Source organism: Arthrobacter sp. MYb213, from assembly GCF_002979915.1.
Taxonomy (GTDB): Bacteria; Actinomycetota; Actinomycetes; order Actinomycetales; family Micrococcaceae; genus Glutamicibacter.
On sequence record NZ_PCQA01000008.1, the window covers coordinates 41,631 to 57,234 of the forward strand.

The window sequence follows — 15,604 nt, forward strand, 5'->3', positions numbered from 1 at the left end:
GCCTAGTCGGCCGGGACAAACTGCGCGTAGCCGTCTTCATGCAAGGCCGCGCGCAGTGTGGCCGCATTCTCATCCATGCGTGCCGGATCCGGGTTGACCGCCGCGTTGGACAGGTCAAAGTCGGCTAGCGAATTGGTCGGCCAAACGTGCACATGCAGGTGTGGGACCTCAAAACCGGCGATCATCAGCCCGGCACGCGCCGCATTAAACGCACGTTTCTGCGCGCGACCGATCTTCACCGCTACCAGGTTCAGGTGTGTGAGCAGTGCGTCGTCCGCGTCGGTAAATTCGTCGATCTCCGCGCGCGGCACCACCAAGGTGTGGCCATCGCTGAGCGGTCCGATGGAAAGGAACGCGACGCAGGTCTCATCGGACCAGATAAAGCGTCCCGGGATGTCTCCGTTAATAATTTTGCTAAAGAGCGTGCTCATAAAGGGCCTTTCGGTTAGTGACGGTGTTGTTCATCGCTGGTGGTGACCGGCGCCTGCGGGTAGGAACAGTATTGTGACCAGCTGCCCGGGTAGAGCGCGATCTGAAGCCCGACCTGCGCGCCGGCGAGCACCTGGTGGCAGGCAGTCACCCCGGACCCGCAATAGGCGGCTAACCGCGCGTCTTCACCGGCTGTTTTCGCGCCCTGTTGCAGAGTTTGAAAGGCGCGGGTTAGGTCCGCGGGTGGCAAAAATTTGGCTTGCGCGTCGAGGTTGTCGGTGGTTGGCCGATTACGTGCCCCGGGAATATGCCCGGCCACCGGGTCGATAGGTTCCTCGATTCCCAGGTAGCGGGCGGTGGCGCGCGAATCGATCAGCGTGCCGGGATAACCTTCAAGCTGGGCAAAATCGAGCACCGGCATGGCGCCCCAACTTAGTTGCACGTCCCCGGGCGGGTTATTTTCCTCCCCGCTTGCCAGCTGTCCGCCTAGCTCTTTATACGAGTCCAATCCGCCGTCGAGCACCGCCACCTGGTCAAAACCCGCGTGGCGCAGTAACCACCAGGCGCGGGCCGCGGCCAGCGCGCCGGAATCATCGTAAATTACCACGGAGGAATCCTGACCGATCCCCCAGCTGCGCGCGCTCGCCTCAAAATCTGCGGGAGTCGGTAGCGGGTGGCGGCCAGAATGCGTGGTGGTGGCACCCGACAGTTCGGTGTCTAGGTCGACGAACACCGCGCCGGGAATATGCGCCGCCGCGTAGTGCGCCTTGCCGTCGGTGCGGCCCAGCACCCAGCGCACGTCAAGGAGCACTAGTGTGGGCTCGGCCAGCCGTGCGGCCAGCTCGGAGGCCGAAATTAGTGGATTCATGCGTCCGTTCCGATCTGTGCAAGTTCGTAGCTGGTGCCCGGCTCTAGTCGGCGCAGCGTCGCGCCGGAGCCCTGAGCTCGGGTCGATAGTTGGGTGTCAAAGAGGTTGCGGCCACGCTCGTTGAGCAGCCCGTCGTGGATCGGCACCCATACCGGCGCACCCACCGCGGTAGCAAAATCCATGGTCTCCGCGATTTTTGCCCACGGGGCCATCAGCGGCAGCGCCAACACCTGCGGGCGAATCCCGATGGGCACCTGATAGCTGTCCCCGGGGTGGAAGAGCTCGCTCTCGCCGACCAGATAGCCGACGTTCCCCACCAGCTCGATCGAACTATGAATGGTGGCGTGGGTGCCTCCGAAGGCGCGCACGCGGATTCCGCCGACCACAAAGTCGTCCCCGGCCTGTACCGTCGTAATCTGCGCCTGGTGCGGGCCGGGCAGCGCCTCACGCAGGGCGCGAGCCAACGCGTCGGGCGCATATACGCGCAACATCGAATTTTCGATCACCGCGTCCGCGATCCGTGGCTGATCTGCGTGATCGGCATGTTGATGGGTGAGCAGCACCGCGCTAATGCCGGTGAAAGCCCCGTCAAGTGCTGACCAGACGCCGGGATCGAGCAACAAGGAACCGTCGATGGTGGCCACGTGAATGGCGGAATGCCCGCGTAATGTGATGCGCATAGCTTCAGCCTAGGCCGACGGCGCGCCCTCGGCCAGTCACAGACACGGATCTTGCGGCGAAGTTGGCTAAAATTGAGGTTCTAAGGGCGCATCAGTGTACCCGGACCAAAAAGTTTTCAGGAAGGAACGGTGCAGCGAGATGGCGCAGCCAGAAACCCGCGTGACCAAACAGAGGCTCGCGGTATCCGAGGCGTTGGGCGAGGTCGACGATTTTGCCACCGCTCAGGAGCTGCACCGCTGGCTGGTGGACTCGGCGAAGCAGGTCTCGCTGGCCACGGTATACCGGCTGCTGCAGTCGATGGCCGACGATGGCCTGGTCGATGTGTTGCGCAGCGGTGACGGCGAGGCCCGTTTTCGGCGCTGTGAGACCGAGGTACACCACCACCACCTGGTCTGCCGGGTGTGCTCGAAGACCGTGGAGGTGCTCGCCCCGGCGGTGGAACGTTGGGCTGCGCGGGTGGCCGCAGAAAATGGGTTCACCGATCCGGAGCACACCGTAGAAATTTATGGGCTCTGCGAGGACTGCCGGCGCAAGGCCAGCTAAGCCGCAGCGCTGCCGGCCGGTCTGGCGGCGGCGTTAAACCTGGTGTTTGCGCGGACTCCGCAGCGCTTCCACGCCGCGGCAAACCAGGTAGATCACGAAGGAAATGGTAGTCACGTACGGGCTGATCGGCAGCGAGCCGGCCAGCGCCAGCAGGATTCCGCCGAGCACCGAAATCTCGGCAAACACGATCGCTAAAATCACCGTGAGCGCCGGGTTGGAGCTGACCCGCAAGGCCGCGGCGGCCGGGGTGATCAGCAACGCCAACACCAACAGCGCACCAACTACCTGGATCGCGACGGCCACCGCCAACGCCAAAATCACCATAAAGATGATCGACAGTCCGCCGGTGCGTACGCCTCGGGCGTTGGCTAATACCGGGTCCACCGAGGCGAAGGTCAGCGGACGCCAAACCAGGATCAGCGCCAGCACCACCACCGCGCAGAGCGCCAGCATGCCGCCGAGCTGCACGTCGTCGACCGCGACAATCTGCCCGGTGAGCAGGCCAAACTTATTTGCACTGCGCCCCTCATAGAGTGAGAGGAATAAGATGCCCAGGCCCAGGCCGAAGGGCATCAGCACCCCGGTGATCGAGTTTCGATCCTTCGCCCGGGTCCCTAAGACTCCGAGCACCAGTGCGGCAATCAGCGAGCCGGCCACCGACCCGGTCACCACGTCCACCCCGATGAGCAGCGCAAAGGCCGCCCCGGCGAAGGAAAGCTCGGCGATGCCGTGGACCGCGAAGGCCATATCGCGCATCATGATGAAGATGCCGATCAGCCCGCCGACGATGCCCAGCGCGGCGCCGGCGATCAGCGAGTTGGAGACCAGTGGCAGCAGCAGCCCATAGTCGTCAAAGTTCAACGTGCGGTCGATAAAATCTGCGAAGTTCATCGTCGCTTACTTCCCGGTCTCTGTCGTGGCATCTTCGGCGTGCTCATGCCCGTCGGGCGGCAATTGGCGTTGCCCATCGCCGCTGACCACCACGATCCGTCCGTTCACGCGCAACACTTCTACCGGAGCACCATAAAGTTTGCTCAACACCGAGGACTGCATCACCTCATCCACACTGCCGAGGTGGAATTTACCCTCGGCCAGATAAAGCACGCGGTCCACATAGGGCAAGATCGGGTTGATCTCGTGGGTGACGAAGATGACCGCGGCGCCGTGTTCGGCGGCCTGGCGGTGAATCACCTGGCTGATCGCCTGCTGATGGTGCAGGTCAAGGGAGAGCAATGGTTCATCACAAAGCAGCACCCGCGGGTTCCCGGCCAACGCTTGGGCGGCGCGTAAACGTTGCTGTTCGCCACCGGAAAGATCGCCGACCGCCCGGTCCGCGTAGGCGCTGGCGCCCACCAATTCCAGCAGCTCATCAACCTTGGCGTGGACCGCCTTGCGGGCGATGCGGATCCCGGGCCGGTTGCCGTCTACCCCGAGCGCCACCAGATCGCGCGCGCGTAAGGGAACGTTGTCACCAAAGGGGCGTTGTTGCGGGATCAGACCTACCAGGTTTGAGCCGCGGCGCACCGGGGCTCCGGCGATGGAAACGCGCCCGGAATTCAGCGCGGTGGTGCCCAGCATGGTGTTGATGAAACTGGTTTTGCCCGAACCGTTGGGCCCGAGCACCGCCAGAAATTCCCCGGGTTTCACCTGCAGGTTCAATTCTTGCCACAGCACCCGCGGGCCGAAGGCCAGGGTTGCCGCGTCGAAGCTGAGGATCGGGGAAGTGCTCATAAACCGGCTTTCACGCTTAAAGAAACTGCGGCATCGTGGGTACGATGCCGCAGTTAACTCTACCAGTTGCGACTGGTTCGCAATACGCATTTATTTGTGAGGCTAGTTGTCCTGCTGCGAGCTTGGCGGGGCGTGACGCTTCTGCGTCGAATCGCTAATCTCGCCCACCAACACCTCGATAATGTCCTCCAGGAACAGTACGCCGATGGTGGCGCCCGCCTCGTTGACCACTGCCGAGAGGTGATTGCCCTCCTGACGCATGCTCTCCAGCGCCTCTTCGATTTCGGTATCCTGCTTCACCACACCCAGTGGGTGCAGCGGCAGATCTCGCAGCGGCGCGGTGGAGTGTGCATCGTCGATCAGCATCACGTCTTTAACATGCCAGTAGCCCACCGGCACATCCTCGCGGGTGATCAGCATGCGCGAATACCCGGTCTTGCCGACCTTCTTTTCAAACTCGCGCGCGGTGGTCTGCCCCCATTCCAGGGTGAACAACTTGTCAACTTCCACCATGCAGGAGGCCGCCGAGACGGTGGAAAATTCCAGCGCCTTGGTCAGCCGCAGCGCGTGCTTGTTTTCTAGCGTTCCCTCCTGCGAGGAGGTATCGATAATCGAACGCACCTCGGCGGCGGTATAAGAACTAGTCACCTCGTCCTGCGGTTCCACGCCAAAGAGTTTCAGGAACAGGTTCGCCGCACCGTTAAGCATCGCGATGATCGGCTTGAGCACCTTGGAGACGCCCACCAGCGGCATCGCCAGCACCATCACCGCCTTGTCCGCGATGGACACCGAAATGTTCTTCGGCACCATCTCGCCAAAGGTCACGTGCAAGAAGGTCACCAAGATCAGCGCGATCAGGAAGGCGACGGTGTCCGCAACCTCGACCGGCATCCCCAGCGCCATCATCGGCACGCCGAGCAGGTGATGCAGCGCAGGTTCGGAAATGTTCAGGATCAACAACGAGCAGACGGTGATGCCCAGCTGGCAGACCGCGAGCATGATCGAAACGTGCTCCATGGCGAACAGCGCAATCTTCGCGCGTTTATTTCCCTCGTCGGCCAATGGTTCAATCTGCGAGCGGCGCGCCGACATGACGGCAAATTCGCCGGCCACGAAGAACGCGTTGATCGCCAAAAGGATGAAAAGCCAGGCGATTCCCATTAGGTCACTCATGGGTGCCCTCCGCTACGTCCGGGGCAGGTTCAAAACGTACCTGCGCGATCCGGCGGCCATCAAGTTCGGTCACCGTGAAGGTACCGGCCGCGGTGTGCACGGTGTCGTTCAATTCGGCCAGGCGGCCAAGTTCGGAGAGCATAAAGCCGCCGATGGTGTCATAGGCCGAGTCGTCGGGAATCACATCCGTGTCGAAGTGCTCGTTGATGTGGTCCGGGCGGTTCATCCCGGGGAACAGCCATTGGCCGTCGGGCTGAGTGACCGCCTCTTCCTCGTCCTCGTCATGCTCGTCGGAGACTTCCCCGACGATCTCTTCGACCAGGTCTTCCAAGGTCACCAGTCCGGCGGTGCCACCGTATTCGTCCATCACGATCGCTACCTGGAATTCCGCGGCGCGAAGTTGTTCGAGCAAGACGTCAAGGTGAATGGTCTCTGGAACGTAGAGGGCGTCGCGCGCAAATTCGCCGACCTGCAGCGCCGCACGACGTTCGCGTGGCACCGAAACGACGGCTTTGACGTGGCAGATGCCCTGAATTTCGTCGCTGGAGCCCTCGGTGACCGGGAACCGGGAGAACCCGGTATCGGCGCTCATCATGATGAGTTCGGAGAGGTCCGCCTCGGATTCAATGGTGGCCATCGAGGTGCGTGGGGTCATCACATCGGCCGCGGTGCGTTCGGAAAATTCAATGGTTGATTCCACAAATCGCGCGGTCTGAATGTCGAGGGTGCCAAGTTCCGCGGAACGCCGAACGAGCGAGGCAAGTTCTTGGGCACTACGGGCGGCGGAAATTTCTTCCTTCGCTTCGAGGCCGAAGAACCTGCGCAGGATCATGTTCGAAAAACCGTTGAGCACCACGATCGCCGGCTTAAAGATGGCGGTGAATACCAGTTGTGGGCGGGCCAGCACCTTACCGACCGCCATCGCCTTAGCGATCGCCAGGTTCTTGGGGACCAACTCGCCGATCAGCATCGAGAGCAAGGTGGCCACTACCAGGGAGATCACCACGGCGACCGCGGTGGCGCTGGAGCCGCCAATACCGAAGTTTTCTAGTACCGGGGCGAGCAGCTTGCTCATCGCCGGTTCAAGTACATAACCGGTGAGCAGCGTGGTCAGCGTGATACCTAGCTGGCAGCTGGAAAGTTGGGTGGACAGCGAGGTCAGGCACTGCAGCAGTGGTTTTGCGCCTGCTTCGCCGCGATCGATGGCCTGCTGGACGGTGCTTTTATCGAGGGCTACGAGCGAAAACTCGACCGCCACAAAAAAGCCGGTGCCAAGTATGAGCAGTACACCGAAAAGTATGAAGATCCATTCCATGGGCGGTTAGCCACGCCCCTGGAATCGATGGGTTAGAAGGCCTCTAGTTTGCTCTGAGCGGCAACTAGAAGGCTCCAATCGGGAGGCAGAATCTGCCAGGCGTTCGGTGTGATGGCCGGTGCTGCGCCCGCGGGCGACGGACCGGCTTGGAGAATGAGATTCCATAGTGCGATTTAGTCTAACGAAAGATCGTCGATCGCGCACAATATTCTGCCAGACGCGATATGCGGTAGTTAGCTCGGGGTAAATGGTCAGTGTTTAGCGACACTTTCGTGATATTCCCGACGACTCGTGGCAAAACCTTGCAACATGTCACTAGACTGGAGCGCAGGTCTAGAAATCTTGTGAGTATCGGTGGCCATTTTCACGTCCTCGGGCTACCACCGGCTCAAGCTAGAACAACGTAGAAATCAGGGAAGAGGCGTTGCACGTGCCAGAGCAAGCACACCACCGACTTACTGAAGAGTTTGGTGGAAACGAGTGGCTAGTAGACGAGCTGTACCAGCAGTATCTCGTCGATAAGAACTCGGTCGATAAAAAATGGTGGGATATTTTCGAGTCCCTCACCACCGAAAACAATGCATCGGCTGCCCCCGCGGCACCGGCGGCGAAGGCGGAGCCAAGCGCACCACCTGCGCCAGCACCCAAGGCTGCCCCGGCAGCACCGGTAGCGTCGAGCAATGGTCAGGGCGCACCTCGCGCCGCGGCCGCGGCGCGCACCACCGAATCGGCGCCAGCAGCACCGGCACCGACCAAGGCCGAATCGGCTCCTGCGAAGGATGCCGCTCCGAAAACCGCTCCGATCCCGGCACAGGCGCCGAAGCCTGCCCCGTCGACCGAGCTCTACGGCGAGGAAAAACGCACCCCATTGCGCGGGCCAATGAAGGCCATCGCCACCAATATGGATGCCTCGCTCACCGTGCCTACCGCGACCACCGTGCGCGCAGTACCGGCGAAGGTGATGATCGACAACCGTATCGTCATCAACAACCACCTCAAGCGTGCCCGCGGCGGCAAGATCTCCTTCACCCACTTGATCGGCTTCGCCGTGATCCGTGCGTTGAGCCAGATCCCATCGATGAACGTCACCTACGACGTGATCGACAAGAAGCCAACCGCGATCCAGCCGGCGCACGTGAACTTCGGTATCGCGATCGACATTCCCAAGCCTGACGGCTCGCGGATGCTCGCGGTGCCAAATATCAAGGCCGCGGAGACCCTGAGCTTTAACGAGTTCTGGACCACCTACGAAGACCTGATCAAGCGCGCACGCAATAACAAGCTGACCGCCGACGATTACTCGGGCACCACCGTATCGCTGACCAACCCAGGCGGCATCGGCACCGTGCACTCGGTGCCTCGACTGTCCAAGGGCCAGGCCGCCATCGTGGGCGTCGGCGCACTGGAATACCCGGCAGAATACCGTGGTTCCTCGGAGAAGACCGTCGCCTCCTTGGGCATCGGCAAGCACATCACGCTGACCTCCACCTACGATCACCGCGTGATCCAGGGTGCAGGTTCCGGCGAATTCTTGAAGCTCATCGAATCCCTCTTGCTCGGCGAGCAGGGTTTCTACGACGAAATCTTCGAGCAGCTACGCATCCCTTACGAGCCGGTACGCTGGGCCATCGACAACCAGGTTGACGTTGACCTGGTAGTCAACAAGGTCGCCCGCATCCAGCACCTGATCAACTCCTACCGCGTGCGTGGCCACCTGATGGCGGACACCAACCCGCTGGAATACGTTCAGCGCAAGCACCCGGACCTCGACATCCAGACCTATGGGCTGACCCTGTGGGACCTGGATCGCGAATGGGTTGCCGGCGGATTGGGCGGCAAAAACCGCGCCCTGCTGCGCGACATCCTGGGTATCCTGCGTGACGCGTACTGCCGTACCACCGGTACCGAGTACATGCACCTGCAGAACCCGGTAGAGCGCGAATGGTTCCAGGCGAAGCTGGAATCGGGTTACGCGAAGCCATCACGCGATGAGCAGCTGCGCATCCTGTCGAAGCTGAACGCCGCCGAAGCGTTTGAAACCTTCTTGCAGACCAAGTTCGTCGGCCAGAAGCGCTTCTCCCTTGAGGGTGGCGAATCGCTGATCCCACTGTTGGACGCGATCATTTCTGACGCCGCCGACGAGCAGCTGGACGAGGTCGCCATCGGTATGGCGCACCGCGGCCGCTTGAACGTGCTGACAAATATCGCTGGCAAGACCTACGCACAGGTCTTCCGCGAATTTGAGGGCACCGCAACTCCGGGCTCGGTCCAGGGTTCGGGCGACGTGAAGTACCACTTGGGTACCGAGGGTTCCTACACCTCCGATGCCGGCAACCAGACCAAGGTCTACCTGGCTGCGAACCCATCGCACCTAGAAGCCGTGGATCCGGTGCTTGAGGGCATCACCCGCGCAAAGCTAGACCGCATGGATTCGAAGAACAACGTGCTGCCAATTCTGGTGCACGGCGACGCAGCATTCGCCGGCCAGGGTGTAGTTTCCGAGGTTCTGGCGATGAGCCAGCTGCCAGGTTACAAGACCGGCGGCACCGTGCACGTGATCGTGAACAACCAGATCGGTTTCACCACCGCTCCAAGTTCCTCACGCTCCTCGGTATACGCTACCGACGTGGCACGCACCGTGCAGGCACCGATCTTCCACGTCAACGGGGATGACCCGGAGGCCGTCGTACACGTAGGCCAGCTGGCCTTCGAGTACCGCCAGAAGTTCGGCAAGGACGTCGTCATCGACCTCATCTGCTACCGCCGCCGCGGTCACAACGAGGGCGACGATCCGTCGATGACCCAGCCGATCATGTACAACCTGATCGAGGCGAAGCGCTCCACCCGCAAGCTATACACCGAGGCCCTTGTTGGTCGCGGCGATATCACCGCGGAGGAAGCCGAGAACGTGTTGGCCGAGTACAAGGGGAACCTGGAACGGATCTTCTCCGAAACTCACGCCGCGCAGACCTCGCCGATCCCGATCATCACCCCGGGCTCGACCATTAACGACCTGGAGAAGCCTTTCGCGCAGGCCGCCGACGAGAATACCGTCGACGGTGCACGTGGCTCGGCGATCACCGAGTCCACGCTGGCGAAGATCGGCGCGGCCCACCTGGCCGTACCGGAAGACTTCACCATGCACACCAAGCTCAAGGCTTTGCTGGAGCGTCGCGAGAAGATGTCCCGCGAAGGCGGCATTGACTGGGGCTTCGCCGAGCTGGCTGCCTTGGGCTCGCTATCCATGGAAGGCGTGCCGGTTCGTCTGGCAGGCCAGGATTCGCGCCGCGGTACCTTCGTACAGCGTCACTCGGTCTTCCACGACCGCGAGAACGACAACGAGTGGTACCCACTGCACCACCTCAGCGATGACCAGGCCCCACTGTGGATCTACGACTCGCTGCTTTCCGAATACGCGGCCCTAGGCTTCGAATACGGTTACTCGGTGGAACGCCCAGATGCACTGGTCTTGTGGGAAGCGCAGTTCGGTGACTTCGTCAACGGCGCGCAGACCGTGATCGACGAGTTCATCTCCTCGGCCGAGCAGAAGTGGTCCCAATCCTCTTCGCTGGTGATGCTCTTGCCACACGGCTACGAGGGTCAGGGTCCAGACCACTCCTCGGCACGCATCGAACGCTTCTTGCAGATGTGCGCGGAAAACAACATGGTTGTTGCCCAGCCTTCCAACGGTGCAAACCACTTCCACCTGCTGCGTCGTCAGGCTTACGCCCGTCCACGCAAGCCGCTGATCGTTTTCACCCCGAAGCAGCTGCTTCGTTTGAAGGCCGCGGCAACTCAGGTGGAGGACTTCACCACCGGTGGTTTCCAGGAGGTCATCGCCGATTCGACGATCACCAACAAGGATGCCGTCGAAAAGGTGCTGCTGGTTTCGGGTCGCCTGTATTACGACCTGATCGCTGCGCGCAGCAAGGCGCAGGATGAGAAGGTTGCGATCGTTCGTGTTGAGCAGCTCTACCCGGCACCTGTGAAGCAGATCGCCGACGAGCTGGCCAAGTACCCGAACGCCAGCGTTTCGTGGGTTCAGGACGAACCTGCGAACCAGGGCCCATGGCCGTTCTTCGGTCTGTATGTGGCTCCTGAGCTCGATACGAAGGTTAGCCTCGTGTCACGTCCGGCCTCGGCTGCGACCTCCGCGGGTAACGCGAAGCGTCACGAAGCCGAAGCTGCGGTGCTGCTCAAGGCCGCGTTCGCACGCTAAGCGACACGCTCGTGACTGTGTAACTACAGCCGGCGAACCTGAGACCGTCATGACGGTCTCAGGTTCGCCGGCTGTGGTCTTTAACCCGCTCTTACCTCCCCGATCTGGCAACTGGACACTGCTAAGGTTGACAAAGATTTAGTTTTACCAACGAAAGGTCGCCAAGTTGGAATTTCGCACCATCCGCATCACCGCCATCGGCGATGAGTTACTTGCAGGACACGGCGACCCGCGCGCACTGGGCTGGTTCGGCCGAGTGATGGCTCGAACCCAAGACCCCGCACTACGTTTGCAGTCCTTCGTGCTGGCCGCGCCGGCAGAAGGTTCCGAAGCGCTAGCCGAACGCTGGATGGGCGAAGCCTCCCGTCGCTTTGGCGATCAGGTCGAGAACCGTCTGGTCATTGCGCTCTCCGATCGGGACGTGGATCTGGGGCTGACCACCGCGCGTAGCCGCTTAAACCTGGCCAACATCCTCGATTCGGCCTCGCAGATGAGCATTAAAGCACTGTTGGTGGGTCCGGCTCCGGGGTTAGATGACGCACGCAATGAGCGCGTCGCCGAGCTGAACCGGGTCTACTCTGATGTGGCGCTACGTCGCAACCACCATTACATCGACACCTTCACTCCGCTGCGCGCCCACTCGCAGTGGCGCAGTGACCTGACCGCTTCCGGCGGTGTGCCGGGTCAGGCCGGTTATGGTTTGATGGCCTGGCTGGTGCTGCACCGTGGCTGGTATTCCTGGTTAGATCTGCCCGAACCAGACGCCAGCTAAAGCCGGGCAATCGCCGACTCACCACCGGCGCACCGGTTAGGCAATGGTGCCAAGGTATGAAAGACTATTAGCCGGCCCGAGCATTCGGGAAGGCAATTATTGATCCCGCAAAGGAGTCACCATGTCGAAGCGTTCACGTAAGCGTAAAGATCGTAAGCGTGGCGGTGCCAACCACGGCAAGCGCCCAAACAGCTAAGCGATTTGAGCACAAAGAACCCCGTACCATTCGAAGTAATTTCGAAGGATACGGGGTTTTCTTTTTGGGTCTTGATCCGCGCGGAGCTTAGTGCCCGGACTCGGTGCGGATCTGCGAGATGCGCGTAATAATGTTCATTTTCAGCTGCTGTGGGGCAGCCTCCTGGCAGCTGCGGCGCACCACCGAACGAATGATGCACTCCAGATCGTACTGCTCGGTGCATTCCGGGCAGTGATCCAGGTGTGCTTTAACGTCTTTTAGGTCGCCCAGCGTCAACGCGCCGTCGAGGTACTCATAAATGCGTACCATGCGGTCATCGGCGCAGTCCCCCAATGAGTTACAGTCCATCGCTACTTCTCCGCTTTCTTCGCTGTGGCCTTGGTGCCTGGCCCGGCGGCTTTGATGCCACGGTCTGCGGCGTAATCGGCCAGTAGTTCGCGCAACGACTTACGTCCGCGGTGCAACCGTGACATCACGGTCCCGATCGGCACCCCTAAGATCTCGGCGGCTTCCTTGTAGCTGAAACCCTCGACGTCCACGAAGTACACCGCGAGCCTGAAATCCTCACCGATGGACTGCAAGGCAGCCTTCACATCGGAATCAGGCAGGTGATCGAGTGCCTCAACTTCCGCGGAGCGCAACCCTGTGGGGCTATGTTCCATCGCCTCGGCCATCTGCCAGTCCTCGATGGTGTCCGTCGAGGTGCGCAGCGGTTCGCGTTGGCGCTTGCGATAAAGGTTGATGTAGGTGTTGGTCAGAATTCGGTACAGCCAAGCCTTCAGGTTGGTCCCGGGCTTGTACTGGTGGAATGCCGAGTAGGCCTTCGTGAAGGCCTCCTGCACCAGATCTTCGGCGTCGGCCGGGTTACGCGCCATGCGCAACGCCGCCGAGTACAGCTGGTCGACATAACCGAGTGCGTCGTGCTCAAAACGCGCACGACGTTCGTCCTCGGTCTCCTTGCTCACATCGGGCAAGTCCGTGTCCACGGTGTTATCAGTCATCACCGATGAGTCTACGCGCTTGACCCGACTAGTGGACAGGGCGCCGCTCACACCGGGCCGAGCCTTGCAGGGCTTCTGTGTCTGTGTCTGTTCCATCGTCGTCACACTTATTTCAACCGCCGACCGGTGACGGTTATTCCCGGCGCGCTCTCGGCTAGAATTAGGCAAAGAGTTCAACGGCCGATTTAGACGGGAAGTGCGATTATCTCTGTGAGCGCTCATGGATGCGAACTGAACTGGTGGGAGGCACCTTTTGCCTCCGGCGCGCTGGATGCGACGGTGCACGTGCCGGCCTCAAAATCGCTGACCAACCGGTATCTGCTGCTGGCCGCGCTGGCGGATGCACCTTCCACGATCCACAACACGCTGATTAGTCGCGACACCGAGCTGATGTTGCGTGCCTTGGAAGCCTTTGGCGTGCAGATCACTCGTTCGACCCAGGACGACGGGTCAACCACCGTGGTGCTGCATCCCGCCGAGGCAGGCGCGCTGCACCCCGCTAGTGCACAAACCCTGCAGATCGACTGTGGGCTAGCCGGAACCGTGATGCGTTTTGTGCCGGCACTGGCTGCGGTCACCGGGGCACGCGTGCACTTTGACGGTGATGAAGCTGCTCGGGCTCGTCCGATGGCCCCGGTACTTGATGCCTTGGCGGAACTCGGCGTGGAATTTAGCTTTGCCGATCAGCCCGGGCTAATGCCCTTTACGCTCGACGCCAGCTCGCTGAGCGTGCCCGAGACAGTGAGCATCGACGCGTCGGCCAGCTCGCAGTTCATTTCCGCAATGCTGCTCATCGGCCATGCGCTACCGGGCGGTTTGCACCTGCGTGCGGCGCCCGGGCATATCGCGAGCCCCGACCACATTGTGATGACCGTGGCGACGCTGCGCGAACTCGGTGTGCAGGTGGCTACGGACGCCGACGGTCGCGGCTGGAAGATCGCACCGGGCCGGTTGGCAGGATTCAGCGTCACCGTCGAACCAGATTTATCTAACGCCGGACCGTTTTTGGCTGCGGCGCTCGCCTCGAAGGGCACCGTGCGGGTACCTTTCTGGCCCGCGCAGACCACCCAGGTCGGCGGTAAATGGGTACAAATCCTTTCTGCCATGGGCGCGAAGGTCTCCTTGGACGAGGACGGAGTGCTGACCGTCACGGGCACCGGCACCATCCGCGGGATCGACTACTCCGATGCCTCCGAGCTGGCCCCGACGCTGGCGGCCCTGTGTGTGCTGGCCGATTCGCCGAGCACGCTGCGCGGCATCGGACACCTGCGCGGACATGAGACCGACCGGCTGGCGGCGCTAGAAACCGAACTGAGCAAGGTCGGTGCCAGCGTGCGCGCCACCGAGGATGGGCTACAGATTAACCCCGGCCAGTTGCATGCCGCGGATCTGCACAGCTATGAAGATCACCGGATGGCGACCGCGGGAGCGCTATTGGGCCTCGCCATCGACGGGGTTCGGGTGGAGAATATTGCGACTACCGCTAAAACCATGCCCGATTTTCCCGCACTGTGGGAGCAGATGGCCGGAACCGCCAACATTTCAAGCACCTCAAGCACTCCAAGCCAGGCAGGCTAATGCGTTATAGCGACTACGACGAATCATCGGTGCGGGTCCGCCCGAACAAAAAGGGCACCCGTCCGCGCACCAAGGACCGCCCCGCCTATGACAAGGCAGTGATCGGGCGCATTATTACCGTGGACCGCGGACGCTACACCGCGATTTTGGATGAGGATAGTGCCGCGGAGCGCATCGTCATCGCCGCCCGCGCCCGGGAACTGCGCCGCCAAGCGATCGTCCCCGGGGATTTGGTAGCGCTGGTGGGAGATACCAGCGGCAAGCCGGACACGCTGGCGCGACTGGTGCGCATTGAAGAACGCAGCACCTTGCTGCGACGCAGCGCCGATGATACCGACGCGACCGAGCGGGTGGTGGTGGCCAACGTGGACAAATTGGTGATCGTGGTCGCCGCCGCGAACCCCGAACCGCGCACCGGCTTTGTGGATCGCGCGCTGGTAGCCGCCTACGATGCGGGCATTTCTCCGGTATTGTGCGTGACCAAGGCCGATGTGAAAGACCCGGCTGAATTTTTGAAGCACTACGAGGGGTTGCCACTGGACGTGGTGATCTCGCGGACCACCGGTTCGGAAGCTACCGGTGTGGATGCGCGCGGCGCCGACGGCTCCAGCGCGCGCCTGGCCGTGGGCGCATTAGATGAGCTCGAAGAACTTCTGGCAGGTTGCGTTTCGGTAGTCATCGGGCACTCCGGGGTGGGTAAATCCACGCTGGTCAACGCGCTGACCGGCTCCACCAGAGCCACCGGACAGGTGAACTCGGTGACCGGCCGCGGCCGCCACACCTCCTCCAGCGCGCTGGCCTTACGCTTAGGCGATGCCCCGGGCGGCTGGCTGATCGACACCCCGGGCATCCGTTCCTTCGGGCTCGGGCTGGTTGACCCGGACAATATTTTGGGTGCCTTTGGCGAACTGGCGCAGATCGCCACACGCTGCCCACGCGGTTGTAACCATCAGGCCAATGCCGCAGGCTGCGCATTAGAGGCCTGGGTGCAAGACCCTGACACTCCCCCGGCGGCAGCCTCCCGGCTCGCCTCGTACCGCCGACTGATCACCACCGAAGACATCTCGCACGAAAAGGAGCTGGGCGCACTCTAGCGCT

At 61.7% G+C, this 15,604-nt stretch carries 15 protein-coding genes; 6 read left to right on the forward strand and 9 right to left on the reverse strand.

The window, feature by feature from the left end:
- Positions 1 to 2: 2 nt before the first annotated feature.
- The 3 genes from CQ011_RS16580 to CQ011_RS16590 are packed head-to-tail and all read right to left on the reverse strand — an operon-like array spanning position 3 to position 1,977.
- Positions 3 to 431 carry an HIT family protein gene (locus CQ011_RS16580; protein ID WP_105678817.1) on the reverse strand — a complete coding sequence of 143 codons (429 nt, stop codon included), beginning with the start codon at positions 429 to 431 and terminating at the stop codon, positions 3 to 5.
- 14 nt (positions 432 to 445) lie between these two features.
- Positions 446 to 1,297, reverse strand: a complete 852-nt coding sequence (locus tag CQ011_RS16585) for a sulfurtransferase (RefSeq protein ID WP_105678818.1) — start codon at positions 1,295 to 1,297, stop codon at positions 446 to 448.
- Positions 1,294 to 1,977 (reverse strand): MBL fold metallo-hydrolase, encoded by a 684-nt coding sequence (locus CQ011_RS16590; protein WP_105678819.1) that lies wholly within the window; start codon positions 1,975 to 1,977, stop codon positions 1,294 to 1,296. Before CQ011_RS16590 ends, CQ011_RS16585 begins: the two co-directional genes overlap by 4 nt.
- 139 nt (positions 1,978 to 2,116) lie before the next feature.
- Between CQ011_RS16590 and CQ011_RS16595 the strand changes: the two genes are divergently transcribed.
- Positions 2,117 to 2,521 carry a Fur family transcriptional regulator gene (locus tag CQ011_RS16595; protein WP_105678820.1) on the forward strand — a complete coding sequence of 135 codons (405 nt, stop codon included), beginning with the start codon at positions 2,117 to 2,119 and terminating at the stop codon, positions 2,519 to 2,521.
- A gap of 33 nt (positions 2,522 to 2,554) precedes the next feature.
- On the opposite strand, the gene CQ011_RS16600 is transcribed toward CQ011_RS16595, so the two are convergent.
- From CQ011_RS16600 to CQ011_RS16615, 4 genes are all read right to left on the reverse strand, one after another.
- The gene (locus CQ011_RS16600) at positions 2,555 to 3,412 is read right to left on the reverse strand and encodes a metal ABC transporter permease (protein WP_105678821.1); all 858 of its coding nucleotides are present in this window, start codon (positions 3,410 to 3,412) and stop codon (positions 2,555 to 2,557) included.
- A 6-nt stretch (positions 3,413 to 3,418) separates the two neighbouring features.
- Entirely contained in the window at positions 3,419 to 4,252 is an 834-nt protein-coding gene (locus tag CQ011_RS16605; RefSeq protein ID WP_105678822.1) for a metal ABC transporter ATP-binding protein, read from the reverse strand.
- A 102-nt stretch (positions 4,253 to 4,354) separates the two neighbouring features.
- Positions 4,355 to 5,425 (reverse strand): hemolysin family protein, encoded by a 1,071-nt coding sequence (locus CQ011_RS16610; RefSeq protein WP_181148171.1) that lies wholly within the window; start codon positions 5,423 to 5,425, stop codon positions 4,355 to 4,357.
- Positions 5,418 to 6,740 carry a hemolysin family protein gene (locus CQ011_RS16615; RefSeq protein WP_105678823.1) on the reverse strand — a complete coding sequence of 441 codons (1,323 nt, stop codon included), beginning with the start codon at positions 6,738 to 6,740 and terminating at the stop codon, positions 5,418 to 5,420. The genes CQ011_RS16610 and CQ011_RS16615 overlap by 8 nt, the downstream gene beginning before the upstream one ends.
- Positions 6,741 to 7,170: 430 nt before the next feature.
- Between CQ011_RS16615 and CQ011_RS16620 the strand changes: the two genes are divergently transcribed.
- From CQ011_RS16620 to CQ011_RS18205, 3 genes are all read left to right on the forward strand, one after another.
- The gene (locus CQ011_RS16620) at positions 7,171 to 10,959 is read left to right on the forward strand and encodes a multifunctional oxoglutarate decarboxylase/oxoglutarate dehydrogenase thiamine pyrophosphate-binding subunit/dihydrolipoyllysine-residue succinyltransferase subunit (RefSeq protein ID WP_105678824.1); all 3,789 of its coding nucleotides are present in this window, start codon (positions 7,171 to 7,173) and stop codon (positions 10,957 to 10,959) included.
- Positions 10,960 to 11,125: 166 nt separating this feature from the next.
- A complete protein-coding gene (locus CQ011_RS16625; RefSeq protein ID WP_096256413.1) occupies positions 11,126 to 11,731 on the forward strand; it encodes a GDSL-type esterase/lipase family protein in 606 nt (201 codons plus the stop codon).
- 121 nt (positions 11,732 to 11,852) lie between these two features.
- Entirely contained in the window at positions 11,853 to 11,927 is a 75-nt protein-coding gene (locus CQ011_RS18205; RefSeq protein WP_374954809.1) for a 50S ribosomal protein bL37, read from the forward strand.
- A gap of 87 nt (positions 11,928 to 12,014) precedes the next feature.
- On the opposite strand, the gene rsrA is transcribed toward CQ011_RS18205, so the two are convergent.
- Positions 12,015 to 12,275 (reverse strand): mycothiol system anti-sigma-R factor, encoded by a 261-nt coding sequence (gene rsrA, locus CQ011_RS16630; protein WP_096256412.1) that lies wholly within the window; start codon positions 12,273 to 12,275, stop codon positions 12,015 to 12,017.
- Between the two features lie 2 nt (positions 12,276 to 12,277).
- On the reverse strand, positions 12,278 to 12,928 hold the full coding sequence (locus tag CQ011_RS16635; protein ID WP_181148179.1) for a sigma-70 family RNA polymerase sigma factor: 651 nt from the start codon (positions 12,926 to 12,928) through the stop codon (positions 12,278 to 12,280).
- Between the two features lie 210 nt (positions 12,929 to 13,138).
- Here CQ011_RS16635 and aroA point away from each other — a divergent pair, with 210 nt between their 5' ends.
- Positions 13,139 to 14,506: a 3-phosphoshikimate 1-carboxyvinyltransferase gene (aroA, locus tag CQ011_RS16640; RefSeq protein WP_286161243.1), complete on the forward strand. Its 1,368-nt coding sequence runs from the start codon at positions 13,139 to 13,141 to the stop codon at positions 14,504 to 14,506.
- Positions 14,506 to 15,600 carry a ribosome small subunit-dependent GTPase A gene (gene rsgA, locus CQ011_RS16645; RefSeq protein WP_105678827.1) on the forward strand — a complete coding sequence of 365 codons (1,095 nt, stop codon included), beginning with the start codon at positions 14,506 to 14,508 and terminating at the stop codon, positions 15,598 to 15,600. Before aroA ends, rsgA begins: the two co-directional genes overlap by 1 nt.
- The last annotated feature ends 4 nt before the right edge of the window (positions 15,601 to 15,604 follow it).